Below are 16,623 nucleotides of genomic sequence, written 5' to 3' on the forward strand. Positions count from 1 at the left end.
GTTGCGCCAGTGAAACCTGCGGTTAAAGAAGCCGCTGTGGAATCCGATAAAAAAACAGGCAAGTTTTTTGTCCAGTTTGGGGTTTTTTCTGATCCAAAAAATCTTGAAAATCTCCAGGTCAAGCTGAAGCACGCAGGGTTTGAAACGGCCACTGAGAAAGTCGATGCGGCTGGACAGAAGCTGCGTCTGCGGACACGGACTTATGCGACACGTAACGAAGCGGCAGCCACCCTCAAAAAATTGGAAGCGGCAGGTTTTAGCGGTATTGTCGCCAGTAAGTCATAAGTACTTATGACAGTATTTGATTATGTAGTATTAGGCATTCTTGGTTTTTCGATTTTGGTCGGTCTCATGCGTGGTGCCATTCATGAGCTGTTTTCTGTGCTCGGATGGGTATTGGCTTTTTATTTAGCCAACCGCTTCAATAGTCAGGTGATCGCTTATATGCCAGAACAGATTCCTGGTGAGGCGATCAAGGCCATGGCCGCATTTTTACTGGTATTTTTACTGGTATTGTTTGTTTGTACCTTGCTGGCGCTGTTGTTGACCACGTTGATTAAAGCGGTAGGTCTGGGTGGTCTGAACCGTATTTTGGGCGGTGCGGCTGGGGCGCTGAAGGGGCTGCTGATTGTCTGTATTCTGGTGATGTTGGCTGCCATGACGGAACTTCCAAAGGATCCGCGCTGGTCAAATGCCATTTTTAGCGCGCCAATTGAAGTGCTGGTCTTGAAATTGCTACCCTGGATGCCATCTAGTATTGCCAAGCATGTGCATTTGGACCAGCAACAGCTCGACGAGTCAGTGATTTAATTTGTAATCTCAAGTGTTTGATAGGATGTCACTATGTGTGGAATTATCGGTATTGTAGGCAAGAACCCGGTGAATCAGTTGTTGTATGACGGATTGCTGGTCTTACAGCACCGTGGTCAAGATGCCGCTGGCATCGTGACCTGTGATGGCAATACCTTCCATATGCATAAAAATAATGGCCTGGTGAAAGACGTCTTTCATACGCGCCACATGCGTAACCTGGTTGGTAATGTGGGTATCGCGCATGTCCGTTATCCAACCGCGGGTTCCTCCAGTGCGGCAGAAGCCCAGCCTTTTTATGTCAACTCACCATTTGGCATCGTGTTGGGCCACAACGGTAATTTGACCAACTCCGAGCAGTTGAAGTCAGAAATGTTCCGCCAGGACCTGCGTCATATCAATACCAATTCAGACTCTGAAGTGTTGTTGAATGTCTTGGCACACGAAATTGAAAGCACCTCAAAAAATGCCCTGTTAAACAGTGATATGGTGTTTGATGCGGTGGCAGGCGTGCACAGACGTTGTAAAGGTGCCTATGCCGTGGTCGCCATGATTGCTAATTTCGGGCTGCTGGCGTTCCGCGATCCGCATGGCATCCGTCCGCTGGTCATCGGCAAGCAGGAAACAGAAAAAGGCACCGAGTATATTGTGGCTTCCGAGAGCGTGGCACTGGATGTGTTGGGCTTTACGCTACTGCGTGATGTAGAGCCTGGTGAGGCCGTGTTTATTGATATGGATGGCAACCTGTGCAGCCGCCAATGTGCCGAAAATGCCAAGCTCACTTCCTGCATTTTTGAATATGTCTACCTGGCTCGCCCGGACTCTGTGATTGATGGCGTGTCTGTCTACCAGACTCGTCTGGACATGGGGACCTTGCTGGCAGAAAAAATTAAACGCGAATGGGCTGATAAGCAGATTGATGTTGTGATTCCGATTCCTGATACCAGCCGTCCAAGTGCTTTGCAACTAGGTATTGCCTTGGGTCTGGATTATCGCGAGGGCTTTATTAAAAACCGCTATATTGGCCGCACCTTCATCATGCCAGGTCAGGCCTTGCGCAAAAAATCCGTGCGCCAAAAGTTGAATCCAATCGGGATTGAATTCAAAGGCAAAAACGTCTTGCTGGTAGACGACTCAATTGTACGTGGCACCACCTCACAGCAAATCGTGCAAATGGCGCGCGATGCGGGCGCGAACAAGGTTTACTTTGCCTCAGCTGCGCCACCGGTGCGTTATCCTAACGTGTATGGCATTGATATGCCCAGCCGCCATGAACTGCTGGCAACCAACCGTACCGATGAAGAGATTTGCGCTGAAATCGGTGCAGATGCCTTGATTTACCAGGATCTGGACGCTTTGCGTGAAAGCATTACCAAGTCCAATCCACATATGACTGAATTTGATTGCAGTTGCTTTGATGGCAAATACGTGACCGGCGACATTGACGCCGCTTATTTGAATCGTATTGAGTCTGCTCGCAGTGACATGAGTAAAAAACAGTTGCCGCCAAACTCCACCACCCAGCTGGATCTGAACTTGTTATCAACGGATTTGGTGGGCGTCGAGTAAGACTTGACAGCCTACTTTAAAAGGCGTTTAATGAAATTGCGCTGATTTGAGTGGCGAACTTTAAACGAAGCCAAACTCAGCTTGCGGGCGCATTATAAATACTGCTAAAGCGAGAGCCCAAAGACCCGTTTTAGCGCAATGCTGAAACGGGTTTTTTATTGCCGTCCGTTTGCGGACAGAAGTTTGAGGAAGTATGAACGATCAATACCATTTGGAAACGCTGGCGGTGCGCGCTGGCACCTTAACCACCGAGTTTGGCGAAAACTCAGAGGCGCTGTTTTTAAACTCGAGTTTTCGCTTTAAAAATGCAGCGCAAGCGGCAGCACGTTTTGGCGGCACCGAGCCAGGTAATATTTATTCACGCTTTACCAACCCGACCGTCACCATGTTTCAGGATAAACTGGCCGCGCTGGAAGGCGCCGAACAATGCGTGGCGACTGCCAGTGGCATGTCTGCCATTCTGGCTTGCATCATGGGGATGTGCAGTGCAGGCGATCATGTGGTGGCGTCACGCAGTATTTTTGGCACTAGCGTGCAGTTGTTCACCAACATCCTCAAGCGCTGGGGCTTGGAGGTGACGCTGGTTTCCTTAACGGATCTTGATGCCTGGCAAGCGGCCATCCAGCCGAATACCAAACTGTTTTTTGCTGAAACGCCATCTAACCCACTAACCGAGATTGGGGATATTGCCAAACTGGCAGCGATTGCGCATGCCGCAGGTGCTTATCTGGCGGTAGACAATTGTTTTTGTACACCAGTCTTGCAGCAACCGCTTAAATTGGGCGCGGATATTGTGATTCATTCCGCCACCAAATATATCGATGGACAGGGTAGGGTGCTGGGCGGGGCAGTGTTGGGTAGTAAAGCCTTGATGGAGCCTGTGTATGGCTTCTTGCGTACGGCCGGGGTGACCATGAGTGCATTCAATGCCTGGGTGTTTGTGAAGGGGCTGGAAACATTGCAAGTGCGCATGGAGGCGCATGCGGCGCGTGCATCGGCTTTGGCGCAATGGCTGGAGCAACAGCCTGGCGTTGAACGTGTATTTTATCCTGGGTTAAGCTCGCACCCGCAATATGCCCTGGCGCAGCAGCAACAGCGACTGGGCGGCGGCATCGTCAGCTTTGAAGTGAAACCACGCGCCGGTCAAACCGGTCAGGAAGCTGCCTGGGCATTGATTGATGCCACACGCTTGATTTCGATTACCGCGAACCTGGGTGATGCCAAATCCACCATCACCCATCCAGCCACGACCACGCATAGCCGGGTGAGTGCTGAGGCGCGGGCTGAGGCGGGTCTCAAGGATAACCTGGTTAGAATCGCTGTTGGGCTTGAGCATGTTGAGGACTTGAAAGCCGATTTGCAATTGCTGACAACCTATTAATTTGTGTGCATGGTCCGTGAGTCGATTTGACTGCGAGTAGCATGGTCTGCAAAGGGAGCATTTAGGCTCCCTTTTGCATTTTACATAGGTTGTCCCTGCTTACGTTGAGGCACGTAAGGCCCGGGGGTCTATCGGTGGTGATTTAGCAAGCGGAAGTGCGCTATTTATGCTAAAATCGCGTGATAACTTTTAACTATAAATTGGGTCAAGAATGAGTCAGTCTCCAGATCAATTTGCTAAAGAAACCCTGCCTATCAGTTTAGAAGACGAGATGCGCCGCAGCTATCTCGATTACGCCATGAGCGTGATTGTAGGACGGGCGCTCCCGGATGTTCGTGATGGTCTCAAGCCTGTGCACAGACGTGTATTGTACGCGATGCACGAGCTGTCTAACGATTACAACAAACCCTACAAAAAATCTGCGCGTATCGTCGGCGATGTGATCGGTAAGTATCACCCGCATGGTGATACGGCTGTGTACGACACCATCGTCCGTATGGCGCAGGACTTTTCATTGCGCTACATGCTGGTAGACGGACAGGGTAACTTCGGTTCGGTCGATGGCGACAATGCTGCCGCGATGCGGTATACCGAAATCCGCATGTCCAAGATCGCACATGAGCTATTGGCGGATATCGAGAAAGAAACGGTAGATTTTGGCCCTAACTACGACGGCAGCGAGCAAGAGCCGCTCATTATGCCGACCCGTATTCCTAACCTGCTGATTAACGGTAGCTCAGGCATTGCCGTGGGCATGGCAACCAATATCCCGCCTCACAACCTCAACGAAGTTTTGAATGCGTGTTTTGCCCTGCTCAAGCAGCCAGAAATCAGTGTGGATGAGCTGATTGAATTGATCCCAGCCCCTGATTTCCCGACAGCCGGGATTATTTATGGCACGGCAGGCGTGAAAGAGGGCTACCGCACTGGCCGTGGCCGTGTGGTAATGCGTGGTCGCACCCATTTTGAAGACCTGGACAAAGGCGGTCGTCAGTCCATCATCATTGATGAGCTGCCATATCAGGTAAATAAAAAGACCCTGATTGAAAAAATTGCCGAGCTGGTCAACGAGAAGAAAATAGAAGGTATTTCTGACCTGCGCGACGAGTCCGACAAGTCCGGCATGCGCGTGGTGATTGAGCTCAAGCGTGGCGAAGTGCCCGAGGTGATTTTAAATAATCTCTACAAGCAGACTCAATTGCAAGACACGTTCGGCATGAACATGGTGGCCCTAATGGATGGCCAGCCACGGCTGCTTAACCTCAAACAGATGTTGGAAGCGTTCCTGCGTCATCGCCGTGAAGTGGTGACACGCCGGACTGTGTTTGAGTTACGTAAAGCGCGTGACCGTGGGCATGTGCTGGAAGGCTTGGCGGTGGCATTGGCCAACGTGGACGAGATGATTGCCATCATCAAGGCCGCGCCAACCCCACCTGAAGCGAAAAAAGAGTTGATGGCCCGCAGCTGGCATTCACCAGTGGTCGAGGAAATGCTCAAGCGCGCCGCCATGGAGGCCTCGCGTCCAGAAGGGCTGTCGGTCGATTTTGGCCTGACACCGCAAGGTTACAAACTGTCAGATGTACAGGCGCAAGAAATTCTGCAAATGCGTTTGCAACGTTTGACTGGTCTGGAACAAGACAAGATTGTCAGCGAATACAAAGAAGTGATGGATATCATTGCTGACTTGCTGGATATTTTGGCCAAACCTGAACGTGTCACGGCCATTATTGTGGACGAGTTGAATGAAATCCAGAAGCAGTTTGGTGACAAGCGCCGTTCAGAGATCGAGCAGAATACGCAAGATTTATCGTTGGAAGATCTGATTACACCGCAGGATGTCGTGGTGACCTTATCACATACTGGCTATGTCAAATCGCAGCCGCTAGACGAATACCGTGCCCAAAAACGCGGTGGTCGTGGCAAGCAGGCGGCCGCCACCAAAGAAGATGACTTTATCGACAAGATGTTTGTCGCCAATACGCACGATTACATTCTGTGCTTCAGTAGCCGTGGTCGTGTGTACTGGTTAAAAGTGTATGAAGTACCGCAAGGTAGCCGTGTCAGCCGTGGCAAGCCGATTGTGAACCTGTTCCCGCTGGAGGAAGGCGAGAAGATCAATGCGATCCTGCCGGTGAAAGAGTTTGACGAAAATCACTTCGTCTTTATGGCGACCGCAATGGGGACCGTGAAGAAAACAGCGCTGACCGAGTTTGCAAATCCACGTAAGTCCGGCATTATTGCCATTAACCTGGATGATGGTGACTACCTGATTGGCGCTGAAGTAACCAACGGCCAGAACGATATTGTCTTGGTCTCCAATGGTGGTAAAGCGGTCTGGTTTACCGAAGATGATGTGCGTCCGATGGGACGCGCGACGCGCGGTGTACGCGGCATGAAGCTGGCTGCGAAACAACAGGTTCTGTCCTTGCTGATTGCCGAGAACGATCAGCAGTCTGTGTTGGTTGCCACTGAAAATGGTTATGGTAAACGTACAGTGTTGTCCGAGTTCCGTCATTCCGGCCGCGGTACCCAGGGTGTGAAAGCTATTGCCATCAGCGAGCGTAACGGTCTGGCCATTGCTGCCAAGCTGGTGACGGCTGAGGATGAAATCATGTTGATCACGACCGGTGGCGTGCTGATTCGCACCCGCGTCAAGGAAATCCGTGACATGGGCCGTGCCGCACAAGGCGTGACGCTGATTAACCTGGGCGAAGGTGAAAAACTGTCTGGCTTGGAAAAAATTGTCGAAACTGACGACGACACTGACACCGACATCGAAGAATGACCTTACTCAAGAATATTTAGGCACATGAAACAGATTTTTAATTTTTCTGCCGGGCCGGCAGTGTTACCAAAACCTGTGCTGGAACGTGCCCAGGCTGAAATGCTGGATTGGCATGGTTCAGGCATGAGCGTGATGGAAATGTCTCATCGCGGTAAGGAATTTACCAGCATTCTTGAGAAAGCCGAAGCCGACTTACGCCAGTTATTAGCGATTCCAAGCAATTACAAAGTATTGTTTTTACAGGGCGGGGCGATTGCAGAGAATGCCATCATTCCCATGAACCTGTTAAACGGCAAGTCTGCTGATTATGTGGTGACGGGTTCCTGGAGCAAGCGTAGTGTTCAAGACGCAAAAGCTTATGGCCAGATCAACATTGCCGCAACGGCAGAAGCAGATGGCTTCACTCATGTGCCCGCATTTTCCGACTGGAAGCTCAATAAAGAGGCGGCCTACGTTCATTACTGCACCAATGAAACCATCAATGGGGTGGAGTTTCTTGAGGTGCCTGAGACGCATGGTGTGCCGATTGTTGCCGACATGTCTTCGCATATCCTGTCACGCCCGATTGACGTTTCAAAATACGGTGTGATTTATGGCGGTGCGCAGAAGAATATAGGCCCTGCCGGATTGTGCCTGGTCATAGTGCGTGAAGACTTGCTGGAGCAGGCTTCTCCGCTCACGCCGGCAGTGTTTCATTGGAAAACGCAGGCAGACAACCAAAGTATGATCAATACGCCACCGACTTACAGCATTTATATTGCTGGTCTGGTGTTTGAGTGGTTGCTGGCTCAGGGTGGCGTGGAAGCGATTGAGAAAATTAACATCGCCAAAGCCAACCTGCTGTATGACTATCTGGATCAAACCGAGTTTTACAGTAATCCGATTGAGCACGCCTATCGTTCGCGCATGAATATTCCCTTCCGGTTGCGTGACGAGGGCTTGAACGAAGCCTTCCTCAAAGCAGCGGATGCGCGAGGCTTATTGCAACTCAAAGGACATCGCTCAGTCGGCGGCATGCGTGCCAGCATCTACAACGCGATGCCGATTGAAGGCGTGCAGGCACTGGTCGCCTTCATGCAGGAATTTGAAAAAAATAATTCGTAAAACACATTAGAATTAAGCTTTAAATGTCTGATTTATTGAAACAATTTAGAGATAAAATTGACGCAATTGATGCGCAGGTGCTTGCGCTCGTCAACGAGCGTGCCAAGTTGGCACGCGAAATCGGTCATTTAAAAGATGATGGTGTGATCTACCGACCCGAGCGCGAAGCACAGATTATCCGCCGCCTGCAGGCTGAAAATCAGGGCCCGTTAGCGCCTGAAGCCGTGAGCCATATTTTCCGCGCCGTCATGTCAAATTGTCGCGCACTGGAGAAAGAGCTGGCCATTGCTTTTCTTGGCCCGCTGGGGACTTATAGTGAAGAGGCTGCACTCAAGCAATTTGGCGAGGGTAGGCAGGCCGTGGTGTGCGGCAGTATTGATGAGGTCTTTCGCACAGTAGAAGCAGGGCAGGCAGATTATGGCGTTGTGCCGGTCGAAAACTCAACCGAGGGCGCGGTGGGCATTACGCTGGATTTACTATTAGGCAGTGCGTTGCAGGTGGTTGGTGAAATCACTTTACCTGTGCACCACTGTTTGCTGTCGGCGCAGCAGGATCTCAACCAGATCACGCATGTCTTTTCGCACGCGCAGTCGTTGTCGCAATGTCATGAATGGTTGAACAAGGTACTGCCCAATGCCCAGCGCGAAGCAGTGACCAGCAATGCACGCGCTGCGCAAATGATCCATGAATTGGTTGCCACACAAGGCACGTTTGCAGCGGCAATTGCCAGCAAGCGCGCGGCAGAACTGTTTGACTTGAATATCCTCGCCGAGAATATTGAGGATGATCCCAAAAACACCACGCGTTTTCTGGTGTTGGGCAATCATGGTGTCGCGCCATCCGGCCAGGATAAGACCTCGCTGGTGATGAGCGCACATAACCAGCCAGGTGCTGTCCTGCAGTTGCTGGAGCCTTTATCGCGTCATGGCGTGAGCATGACCAAGCTCGAGTCACGTCCTTCACGCCAGAATCTCTGGAACTATGTATTCTTTGTGGATATTGAAGGTCACCAGCAACAGCCGACAGTGCAGGCGGCCTTGCAAGAGCTGGCTGCACGTGCCACTTTCCTTAAAGTGTTGGGTTCTTACCCAACCGCCATTATTTAACTACGTCTTCGATTATGTCTGACTTATCCAGCGATACTATTTTGTCTGCTTTGGCGCCTGCCAATATTCGTGCGATTGCGCCTTACCAAGGCGGTAAACCGATCAGTGAACTCGCTCGCGAGATGGGCCTTAACGAAGCCGATATTGTCAAATTGGCATCGAATGAAAACCCGCTGGGCATGAGCCCCAAGGCGCAAATGGCGGTAGAAGAGGCCATTGATGACATCGCGCGTTATCCTGATGGTAATAGCTTTGCTTTGCGCGATGCCGTAAGCCACAAGTATGGCGTCGCTCCCTCGCAAATTGTGTTTGGCAATGGTTCGAATGATATTCTGGAATTAGCGGCGCGCGCATTTTTGTCTGCAGGCGATGAGGTGATTTATTCGCAACATGCGTTTGCCGTGTATCCCTTGGTGACACAGGCCGTTGGTGCCACTGGTGTGGTGGTGCCCGCCATCGACTTTGGTCATGATTTGCCTGGTTTTTTAGGTGCTATGACGCCTAAAACCAAAATGATTTTCGTGGCAAACCCAAATAATCCAACGGGTACATTGATTCCTAAAGCAATATTGAAGGATTTTCTACACCAGGTGCCTAAAAATATTCTGGTGGTATTGGATGAAGCCTATGACGAGTATCTGTCAGCCACGGACAAATCTGAAGCGATTGGCTGGCTAAGCGAGTTTGAAAACCTGATCATTTCGCGTACTTTTTCCAAAGCCTATGGCTTGGCCGGATTACGCGTTGGCTTTGGTCTGATGCATGCCACCCTGGCTGATTTGATGAATCGCGTACGGCAGCCATTCAATGTGAATAATCTGGCACAAATTGCAGCGACAGTGTCTTTGCAAGATGACGACTTTGTGGCGCGCAGCTATGCCGCCAATCAGGCCGGGATGGCGCAAATTACCCAAGGCCTGACGCAATTAGGCTTGAGTTACATCCCGTCATTCGGCAACTTTGTCAGCTTTAAAGTGACCAACGCGGGTGCGGTTAATCAGGCCTTGCTCAAGCATGGCGTGATTGTGCGGCCGGTGGCCAACTATGAAATGCCGGATTATCTGCGCGTCAGCATCGGCCTGTTTAGCGAGAATGCACGTTTTCTGGACGTGCTGGAAAAGATTTTAAAGTCATGACTGCATACGAAAAATTAGCCACCGACGACGTCAGGGTGCTGGAAGTTAAACCGCTCATCAAACCTGCAGAGCTGTTGTCACGCCTGCAGGAAAGCACGGTGAGCACACAAAATATCCTGCAGACGCGCACGGCCATTCACCAGATTCTGCATCAGGGCGATGACCGCTTGCTGGTCATCGTTGGGCCATGCTCTATTCATGATACCGAGGCGGGCATGGAGTACGCCAGGCGTCTGCTTGACGTTCGTCAGCGCCTGGGCAACGAGTTGCTCATTGTGATGCGGGTCTATTTTGAAAAGCCGCGTACAACAGTTGGCTGGAAGGGACTTATCAACGATCCGCATCTCGATGGTACTTACGACATTAATTTGGGCTTGGAAAAAGCTCGCCGATTTTTGCTCGATGTAAATGAAATCGGCATGCCAGCCGCCACCGAGTTTCTGGATGTGGTTTCCCCGCAATACACGGCAGACCTGGTCAGCTGGGGCGCCATTGGCGCCCGTACGACCGAGTCGCAAATCCACCGTGAGCTAGCCTCTGGCTTGTCCTGCCCGGTGGGCTTTAAAAATGGTACCGATGGGGGCGCCAAAGTCGCGATTGATGCGATCAAGGCCGCTGCCAGCCCGCATCATTTCCTGTCAGTCACAAAAGAAGGCGAGTCGGCGATTTTTGCAACCAAGGGCAATGAAGACTGCCACGTGATTCTGCGCGGTGGCAAAACCCCTAACTACGATGCAAACAGCATTGCGGCTGTGTGTGATCAATTGGCTGAAGCGGGGCTGGCGCCTGTTTTGATGGTGGATTGCAGTCATGGCAATAGCCAAAAACTGTATAAAAACCAAATGGTCGTGGTCGATGATGTCGCGACGCAAATTGCTGGCGGCGATGCCCGGATCATAGGCGTTATGCTGGAGTCGCATCTCAATGAAGGCCGTCAGGATCATACGCCTGGCTGCAGCCTGAATTATGGTCAATCGATCACGGATGCCTGTCTGGGTTGGGACGACTCGGTCTCCGTGCTGGAGACACTGGCCGCAGCCGTGAAAGTCCGGCGCGCTAAGCGCGCTGCTGAGGAATAAGCCTCTCTGAATATCCGCCGTGCTCGAGGGCACGGCTTTTTTACGCCCATTTGCGAGCAAAACCTGAGTGCTCATGATAATCATGAGGGGGGAATCATTGTGAGTAGCAGGCTCTGACTGCAACGCATGCGTATGATGCCAGTCTTACTGATGAACAAGTGGCAAGCTGTTGCTGCAAGTGCAAACACAGAATTGTTGTATGATGCAGCGGTACAACACGATTAGAAGATCCAATGGAATAACGAGCGATTATGCATATACATGTTTTAGGTGCCGGGGCAGGCGGGGGCTTTCCGCAGTGGAATTGTAATTGTCAGAACTGTGATGGTCTGCGTAAAGGCAAGATCAAGGCCAAACGCCGTACGCAATCATCCATCTGTGTCTCCAGTAATGGCATCGACTGGGTGTTGTTCAATGCCTCCCCAGATGTATTGCAGCAGATCCAGGAGTTTCCACCGTTGCAACCTGGGCGCGCCATTCGTGACTCAGGCATCCAGGCGATCATTTTGATTGATGCGCAAATTGACCACACGACAGGCTTGTTCATGTTGCGTGAAGGCCAGGTCAAGCGTGAGATTTATTGTACACAGGCCGTCTATGGCGACTTGACCTCTGGCAACCAGATTCTGAATATTCTGGGCCATTATTGTGGCGTGAATCATCATGAAATCCCGATTGATGCCAGTGATATCAGCTATGCGCACAGTTTTGAGATTCCCAACGTGCCCAATCTGCGGTTTACTGCCGTGGCCTTAAAGAGCGCAGCGCCACCATATTCGCCACACCGCAATGACCCGCATCCGGGCGATACCATAGGCGTATTGATTGAAGAAATCACCACAGGCAAAAAGTGCTGGTATTCCCCAGGGCTGGCAGAAATTGAGCCGCATTTACCGCCACTGATGCACCAGGCGGATTGCATTATGGTCGATGGCACTTTTTGGACCAATACTGAAATGCTGGACATGGGCTTGATGACCAAGACTGCACGTAGCATCGGTCATAATCCCCAGTCTGGCCCAGGCGGCATGATAGAAGAGTTGGACAAGTTTGGTACGGATAAGGCAGTGCGCAAGGTACTGATTCATATCAACAATACCAACCCCATTTTAAGGGAAGATTCCGCCGAACGCGCCATTCTGTCCGATCACAAGATCGAGGTGGCGTATGACGGCATGGACATCATTCTATAGGAGAGCATTATGAACGCAGTCAGCCACGATAACTTGCCATGGTCCCGTGAGGAGTTTGAAGCCAAACTCCGTGAAAAAGGGCAGGGCTATCATATCTATCACCCACTGCATATGTTGATGTATGAGGGCAAGTTGAGCAGAGAGCAACTGCAATGCTGGGTTGCCAACCGCTATTACTACCAGATCATGATCCCGCAAAAAGATGCGGCTATCATGTCTAACTGCCCGGATAAAGAAGTGCGTAAAGGCTGGATTCACCGGATTACGGACCATGATGGCTATGAAGGGTCTGAGGGCGGCATCGAGGCTTGGGTCAAATTGGGAGAAGCCGTGGGCCTGACACGCGAACAGGTGACCTCACTCGAACTGGTATCGCCCGGCGTCCGTTTTGCGGTAGATGCTTATGTGAACTTTGCCCGTCAGCGCCCTTGGCAAGAAAGTGTCTGCTCCAGCCTCACCGAATTGTTTGCACCACACATCCACCAGCAACGCATCAGTTCCTGGCCCACCATGTATCCGTGGGTAAAAGAAGAAGGCTTTATTTACTTTAAAAAGCGTTTGACCGAAGCCCGTCGTGACGTTGAGCAGGGTCTGGATATTACGCTGGATTATTTCAGTGTCAGCCGTGACATGCAGTTGCGTGCGCTGGACATTCTGCAATTCAAGCTGGATGTCTTGTGGGTGATTGCTGATGCCATCATGCTGGCCTCTACACAAGTCAAGGTTGAAGACCGCGACTATACCCGTCAGCCCGTGATTAAATTCAGATAAGCGAAAGCATTGTGATGGAAAACAACATTCAACATTCAGATATTTACGCCATTGCCTTGCATCATCGCTTTCAATGGGAAGAGGCACAACAGAGTTATGTCATTCTGTTTCCTGAAGGCATGGTCAAATTGCATGGTGGCGCAGGCGAAATTCTGAAACGTGTGGATGGCAAGACCAGTGTCGGTGAGATCGTGGCTGATCTGAAGGCCACGTTTCCCGACGCGGAAGATATTGAATCCGATATCGTCGGCATGTTTGACTTGGCGTTGGGTAAAGCCTGGCTACGCAAAATCAATTAAGCAAAGGTAACAACATGGCACAAATGAATAACGGTGTAGCATCCAGCGTGACGCGCAAACAGCCTTTATGGTTGCTGGCGGAAATCACCTATCGCTGTCCATTGCATTGCGCCTTCTGTTATAACCCGACCGATTATGACAAACATACCAAAAACGAATTAAGCACCGAGGAGTGGATCAGAGCCTTGCGGGAAGCCAGAAAAATGGGCGCCATACAGCTGGGCATCTCCGGCGGGGAGCCTTTGTTACGCGATGATATTGAAGAAATTGTGGCAGAAGCGCATAAGCTGGGCTACTACAGCAACCTGATTACTTCTGGCGTTGGGCTGACCGAAAAACGCATTCAGGCCTTTAAAGAAGGCGGCCTGGATCATATTCAGTTATCCATGCACGATATCACTGAAGAAATCAACAACTTCATTACAAACACCAAAACCTTCGAACTCAAGAAAAAAGTCGCGGCCATGATCAAAGATCATGGCTATCCCATGGTGTTAAATGTGGTGATTCACCGCTACAACATTGGGCATGTCGACAAGATTCTTGAGATGGCCGAAGCGCTGGGGGCCGATTACGTCGAGCTGGCCAATACGCAATATTATGGTTGGAGCCTGGTTAACCGCAGTCAGCTGATGCCGACGCGCGAACAGCTGGCAGAGGCCGAGCGCATGACCAACGCTTTTCGTGAGCGGGTAGGCAACAAGATGAAAGTATTTTTTGTCGTGCCGGATTATTTTGCCGATAGACCTAAAAAATGCATGAACGGCTGGGGCGAGGTGTTTATGATCGTCACCGCCAATGGCGACGTATTGCCTTGCCACTCGGCGCGTGCGCTGCCCGGACTGACCTTCCCGAATGTGCGGGAACATGGGCTGGAGTGGGCCTGGAATGAATCGCCAGCCTTCAACAAATATCGTGGCATGGATTGGCTCAAGGAACCTTGCCGCAGTTGCGATGAAAAAGAAAAAGACCTCGGTGGCTGCCGCTGCCAGTCTTATTTGCTCAGTGGCGATGCTGAGGCTGCTGATCCGGTCTGCACCAAGTCACCGCATCGACATTTAATTGATGAAGCAATCAAGGATTCGGAAAACCCTTTGTTACGTGAGCAACCGATCATTTTCCGTAACGATAAAAATTCCAAGAAATATGTAGAAGGCGATAAAGAGCGTATTGAGCAGTTTCACGCATTGCCTTGATGCCTTGCTCGCCTGCATAATGTCAAAGGTGCCTGTTGGCACCTTTGCTTTTTAAAAGGGTATTTATTTTGCTTTCCCGTGCTTCTCTTTTGGTCCTGGTGCTGGCCATGCTCGCTGCTTTAGCGCCGTTTGCTATTGACACTTATCTGCCAGCCTTTCATGTGATGGCCGCTGAATTCGGCACAGATGAGCTGGCGATCCAGCAGAGTTTGACCTTATATCTGCTCCCTTATGCTGTGATGACGCTATGTCATGGCGCGATTTCAGATGCGATTGGACGCATTACCACGATCAAATGGGGCCTGGCGATTTTTATGCTGGCCAGCCTGGGTTGTGCATTTGCACCAAACGTGCAGACCTTATGGCTGTTCCGCGCGCTACAGGGCGTCAGTGGCGGGGCAGGTAACACCGTGGCACGCGCGATGGTGCGCGACCTGTTTGACGGGCCACAAGCGCAACGGGTGATGGCCACGGTACAATTGCTCTTTGGCATTGCGCCTGCGGTGGCTCCCATTCTGGGCGGCGTATTGCTGGGCATCCATTGGCAAGCTATTTTTCTCTTTCTGGCATTATATGCGGCGGTTGCCCTATGGATGGCGGTGCGTCATCTTCCCGAGACCGTTAGCCCAGAAAAACGCATTGCTTTTTCAGTGGCTGGTATCGCCCACACCTATGGGCAAATGCTTAAGAACCGGCTGTTTCTATGTTTGATCACTTGCCTCGGTCTGAATTTTTCGGCGTTTTTTATTTATGTGCTGGCCAGCCCGGTGTTTCTGGTCAAACATCTGCATTTAAATAGCCAGCAATTTGGCTACCTGTTTATTCCTACGGTCACCGGAATGATGCTGGGCTCATGGATTTCTCGCTATACAGCGGGCAAGGTCGCTGCGGCCAGGCTGTTACGCTGGGCTTTTGCCTGGATGGTCGCCATTGCAATATTGAATGTCTGCGTGCAAGTGGCGGCAAGTGATCAGCTGCATGAGGCCTGGTGGTTAGCCATTTTGCCTATTGCCTTATTTAATATCGGCATGGCTACGGCCATGCCGGTGCTATCCATTGCCGCGCTGGATTGTTATCCAAAATTACGGGGGACGGCTGCCTCGGCACAGGCATTTATGCAAATGCTCTGTTCTACCTTGAGTTCGGCATTGGTGGTGCCATTGGTATGGCACTCGCCCTTGACACTTGCCTCCGCCATGCTCGCAATGACAGGCGTGAGCGCGTTGTTGCTGTTTTTCGTGCGTAGGTTAAAGGTCAGCGCTTAATGTGAGCTTCATCGTCACTTTTCTCTGCTTACTTTATCAGGGAGGGTGCGATACGCTGAAATATAGGGCATTTCCCGATTTGATCGCATGTTTGATACACCCTCAGCTGTTTTAAGATAAAGCTGTAAACACTTGCCTTAAGTGAGTGATCCTAAAAAGAAATAGTGGGAGTCAAATATGGAAATGAACCGCGAACAAGAAGCGCAAAAAGCGTATGTCAGGCTGCTGACCGGTCAGGGCGTCAGCCAACGTGTTCTGGTACAGCGTGAATTTGTCATTGTTCGGTTAAGTGCATTTTTGAAAGATATTCCTGCAGATGGTAGCCATTATCGTCAGGCCGTAGACCGCTTTATTGCCAGTATTGATCCGGCAGAGATTCCAACGGTCTTACCGGTGATTCGTGAGTTTTTCTCGTTTTGGGTACGCGACATCAAGGCCATTGCCGCCATGAGCCAGGCGAAAGTCTTTAGTGGCACAACACCGGTGACCACCGTCACGCAGGATGAGCTGTTCAAGCATTGGTATGAGTTGGATAAAACCGTATTGAATAGCCAGGAAAAACAAACAATAGATGCATTTGAGCAGGTGATACTGATGCGTGGTTACGAGCCATCGGTATTCAAAGAGCGCATGCGCATGGCCAAATGTCTGCTACTTTCGTTGCGTCATGTGTCGTACAAGCAATCACACAGCTATCGCCAAATGGTCGATCGCAATCTGCCTCTGTTCAATGCGCTGGGTTCCCAGCATACCTTCTTGAGTGTTTCGCGCGAGTTTTATCATTTCTGGCGTGCTGATATGCTGAAACCGCAATCTGCACCAGCCAAGCCTGCTATGAGCCAATCACGTGATATGGCCATGGCGGCTTAATTGCCTGAGTCGCTATTTGGCTGCATCATCCCTGATATTGGGGAAAAGTAACAAAAAAA

15 protein-coding genes are annotated in these 16,623 nt (G+C 50.8%); all 15 read left to right on the plus strand.

Annotated features, from left to right (window positions below; genetic code table 11):
• Positions 1-285 (plus strand): SPOR domain-containing protein (locus ACT53G_RS03300; protein ID WP_476168701.1); only part of this gene is annotated, 285 nt, incomplete at its 5' end.
• Positions 286-291: 6 nt separating this feature from the next.
• A complete protein-coding gene (locus ACT53G_RS03305; RefSeq protein ID WP_476168702.1) occupies positions 292-810 on the plus strand; it encodes a CvpA family protein in 519 nt (172 codons plus the stop codon).
• 33 nt (positions 811-843) lie between these two features.
• Entirely contained in the window at positions 844-2,379 is a 1,536-nt protein-coding gene (purF, locus tag ACT53G_RS03310) for an amidophosphoribosyltransferase (RefSeq protein ID WP_275355070.1), read from the plus strand.
• Positions 2,380-2,572: 193 nt separating this feature from the next.
• Positions 2,573-3,760: an O-succinylhomoserine sulfhydrylase gene (locus ACT53G_RS03315; RefSeq protein WP_476168703.1), complete on the plus strand. Its 1,188-nt coding sequence runs from the start codon at positions 2,573-2,575 to the stop codon at positions 3,758-3,760.
• A gap of 211 nt (positions 3,761-3,971) precedes the next feature.
• Positions 3,972-6,545, plus strand: coding sequence for a DNA gyrase subunit A (gene gyrA / locus ACT53G_RS03320; RefSeq protein WP_194746829.1), 2,574 nt, complete (start codon positions 3,972-3,974; stop codon positions 6,543-6,545).
• A 24-nt stretch (positions 6,546-6,569) separates the two neighbouring features.
• Positions 6,570-7,649, plus strand: coding sequence for a 3-phosphoserine/phosphohydroxythreonine transaminase (gene serC / locus ACT53G_RS03325; RefSeq protein WP_313989053.1), 1,080 nt, complete (start codon positions 6,570-6,572; stop codon positions 7,647-7,649).
• 23 nt (positions 7,650-7,672) lie between these two features.
• Positions 7,673-8,755 carry a prephenate dehydratase gene (pheA, locus tag ACT53G_RS03330; RefSeq protein ID WP_476168704.1) on the plus strand — a complete coding sequence of 361 codons (1,083 nt, stop codon included), beginning with the start codon at positions 7,673-7,675 and terminating at the stop codon, positions 8,753-8,755.
• 14 nt (positions 8,756-8,769) lie between these two features.
• Positions 8,770-9,891, plus strand: a complete 1,122-nt coding sequence (gene hisC / locus ACT53G_RS03335; RefSeq protein WP_476168705.1) for a histidinol-phosphate transaminase — start codon at positions 8,770-8,772, stop codon at positions 9,889-9,891.
• The gene (locus ACT53G_RS03340) at positions 9,888-10,970 is read left to right on the plus strand and encodes a 3-deoxy-7-phosphoheptulonate synthase (RefSeq protein ID WP_275355079.1); all 1,083 of its coding nucleotides are present in this window, start codon (positions 9,888-9,890) and stop codon (positions 10,968-10,970) included. Before hisC ends, ACT53G_RS03340 begins: the two co-directional genes overlap by 4 nt.
• 251 nt (positions 10,971-11,221) lie before the next feature.
• Positions 11,222-12,163, plus strand: a complete 942-nt coding sequence (pqqB, locus tag ACT53G_RS03345; RefSeq protein WP_476168706.1) for a pyrroloquinoline quinone biosynthesis protein PqqB — start codon at positions 11,222-11,224, stop codon at positions 12,161-12,163.
• Positions 12,164-12,172: 9 nt separating this feature from the next.
• On the plus strand, positions 12,173-12,934 hold the full coding sequence (gene pqqC / locus ACT53G_RS03350; RefSeq protein ID WP_194746823.1) for a pyrroloquinoline-quinone synthase PqqC: 762 nt from the start codon (positions 12,173-12,175) through the stop codon (positions 12,932-12,934).
• A gap of 14 nt (positions 12,935-12,948) precedes the next feature.
• The gene (pqqD, locus tag ACT53G_RS03355; protein ID WP_194746822.1) at positions 12,949-13,233 is read left to right on the plus strand and encodes a pyrroloquinoline quinone biosynthesis peptide chaperone PqqD; all 285 of its coding nucleotides are present in this window, start codon (positions 12,949-12,951) and stop codon (positions 13,231-13,233) included.
• 14 nt (positions 13,234-13,247) lie between these two features.
• Positions 13,248-14,429, plus strand: coding sequence for a pyrroloquinoline quinone biosynthesis protein PqqE (pqqE, locus tag ACT53G_RS03360; protein WP_194746821.1), 1,182 nt, complete (start codon positions 13,248-13,250; stop codon positions 14,427-14,429).
• Positions 14,430-14,494: 65 nt separating this feature from the next.
• Positions 14,495-15,694 (plus strand): multidrug effflux MFS transporter, encoded by a 1,200-nt coding sequence (locus ACT53G_RS03365; RefSeq protein ID WP_476168770.1) that lies wholly within the window; start codon positions 14,495-14,497, stop codon positions 15,692-15,694.
• A 177-nt stretch (positions 15,695-15,871) separates the two neighbouring features.
• The gene (locus ACT53G_RS03370) at positions 15,872-16,564 is read left to right on the plus strand and encodes a hypothetical protein (RefSeq protein WP_476168707.1); all 693 of its coding nucleotides are present in this window, start codon (positions 15,872-15,874) and stop codon (positions 16,562-16,564) included.
• The last annotated feature ends 59 nt before the right edge of the window (positions 16,565-16,623 follow it).

This window comes from Methylophilus sp. DMC18, from assembly GCF_056314005.1.

Bases quoted from the DNA above. Each gene is read 5' to 3' on its own strand.
- ACT53G_RS03305 (WP_476168702.1), top strand. From the start codon at position 292: ATGACAGTATTTGATTATGTAGTATTAGGCATTCTTGGTTTTTCGATT.
- purF (WP_275355070.1), top strand. From the start codon at position 844: ATGTGTGGAATTATCGGTATTGTAGGCAAGAACCCGGTGAATCAGTTG.
- ACT53G_RS03315 (WP_476168703.1), top strand. From the start codon at position 2,573: ATGAACGATCAATACCATTTGGAAACGCTGGCGGTGCGCGCTGGCACC.
- gyrA (WP_194746829.1), top strand. From the start codon at position 3,972: ATGAGTCAGTCTCCAGATCAATTTGCTAAAGAAACCCTGCCTATCAGT.
- serC (WP_313989053.1), top strand. From the start codon at position 6,570: ATGAAACAGATTTTTAATTTTTCTGCCGGGCCGGCAGTGTTACCAAAA.
- pheA (WP_476168704.1), top strand. From the start codon at position 7,673: ATGTCTGATTTATTGAAACAATTTAGAGATAAAATTGACGCAATTGAT.
- hisC (WP_476168705.1), top strand. From the start codon at position 8,770: ATGTCTGACTTATCCAGCGATACTATTTTGTCTGCTTTGGCGCCTGCC.
- ACT53G_RS03340 (WP_275355079.1), top strand. From the start codon at position 9,888: ATGACTGCATACGAAAAATTAGCCACCGACGACGTCAGGGTGCTGGAA.
- pqqB (WP_476168706.1), top strand. From the start codon at position 11,222: ATGCATATACATGTTTTAGGTGCCGGGGCAGGCGGGGGCTTTCCGCAG.
- pqqC (WP_194746823.1), top strand. From the start codon at position 12,173: ATGAACGCAGTCAGCCACGATAACTTGCCATGGTCCCGTGAGGAGTTT.
- pqqD (WP_194746822.1), top strand. From the start codon at position 12,949: ATGGAAAACAACATTCAACATTCAGATATTTACGCCATTGCCTTGCAT.
- pqqE (WP_194746821.1), top strand. From the start codon at position 13,248: ATGGCACAAATGAATAACGGTGTAGCATCCAGCGTGACGCGCAAACAG.
- ACT53G_RS03370 (WP_476168707.1), top strand. From the start codon at position 15,872: ATGGAAATGAACCGCGAACAAGAAGCGCAAAAAGCGTATGTCAGGCTG.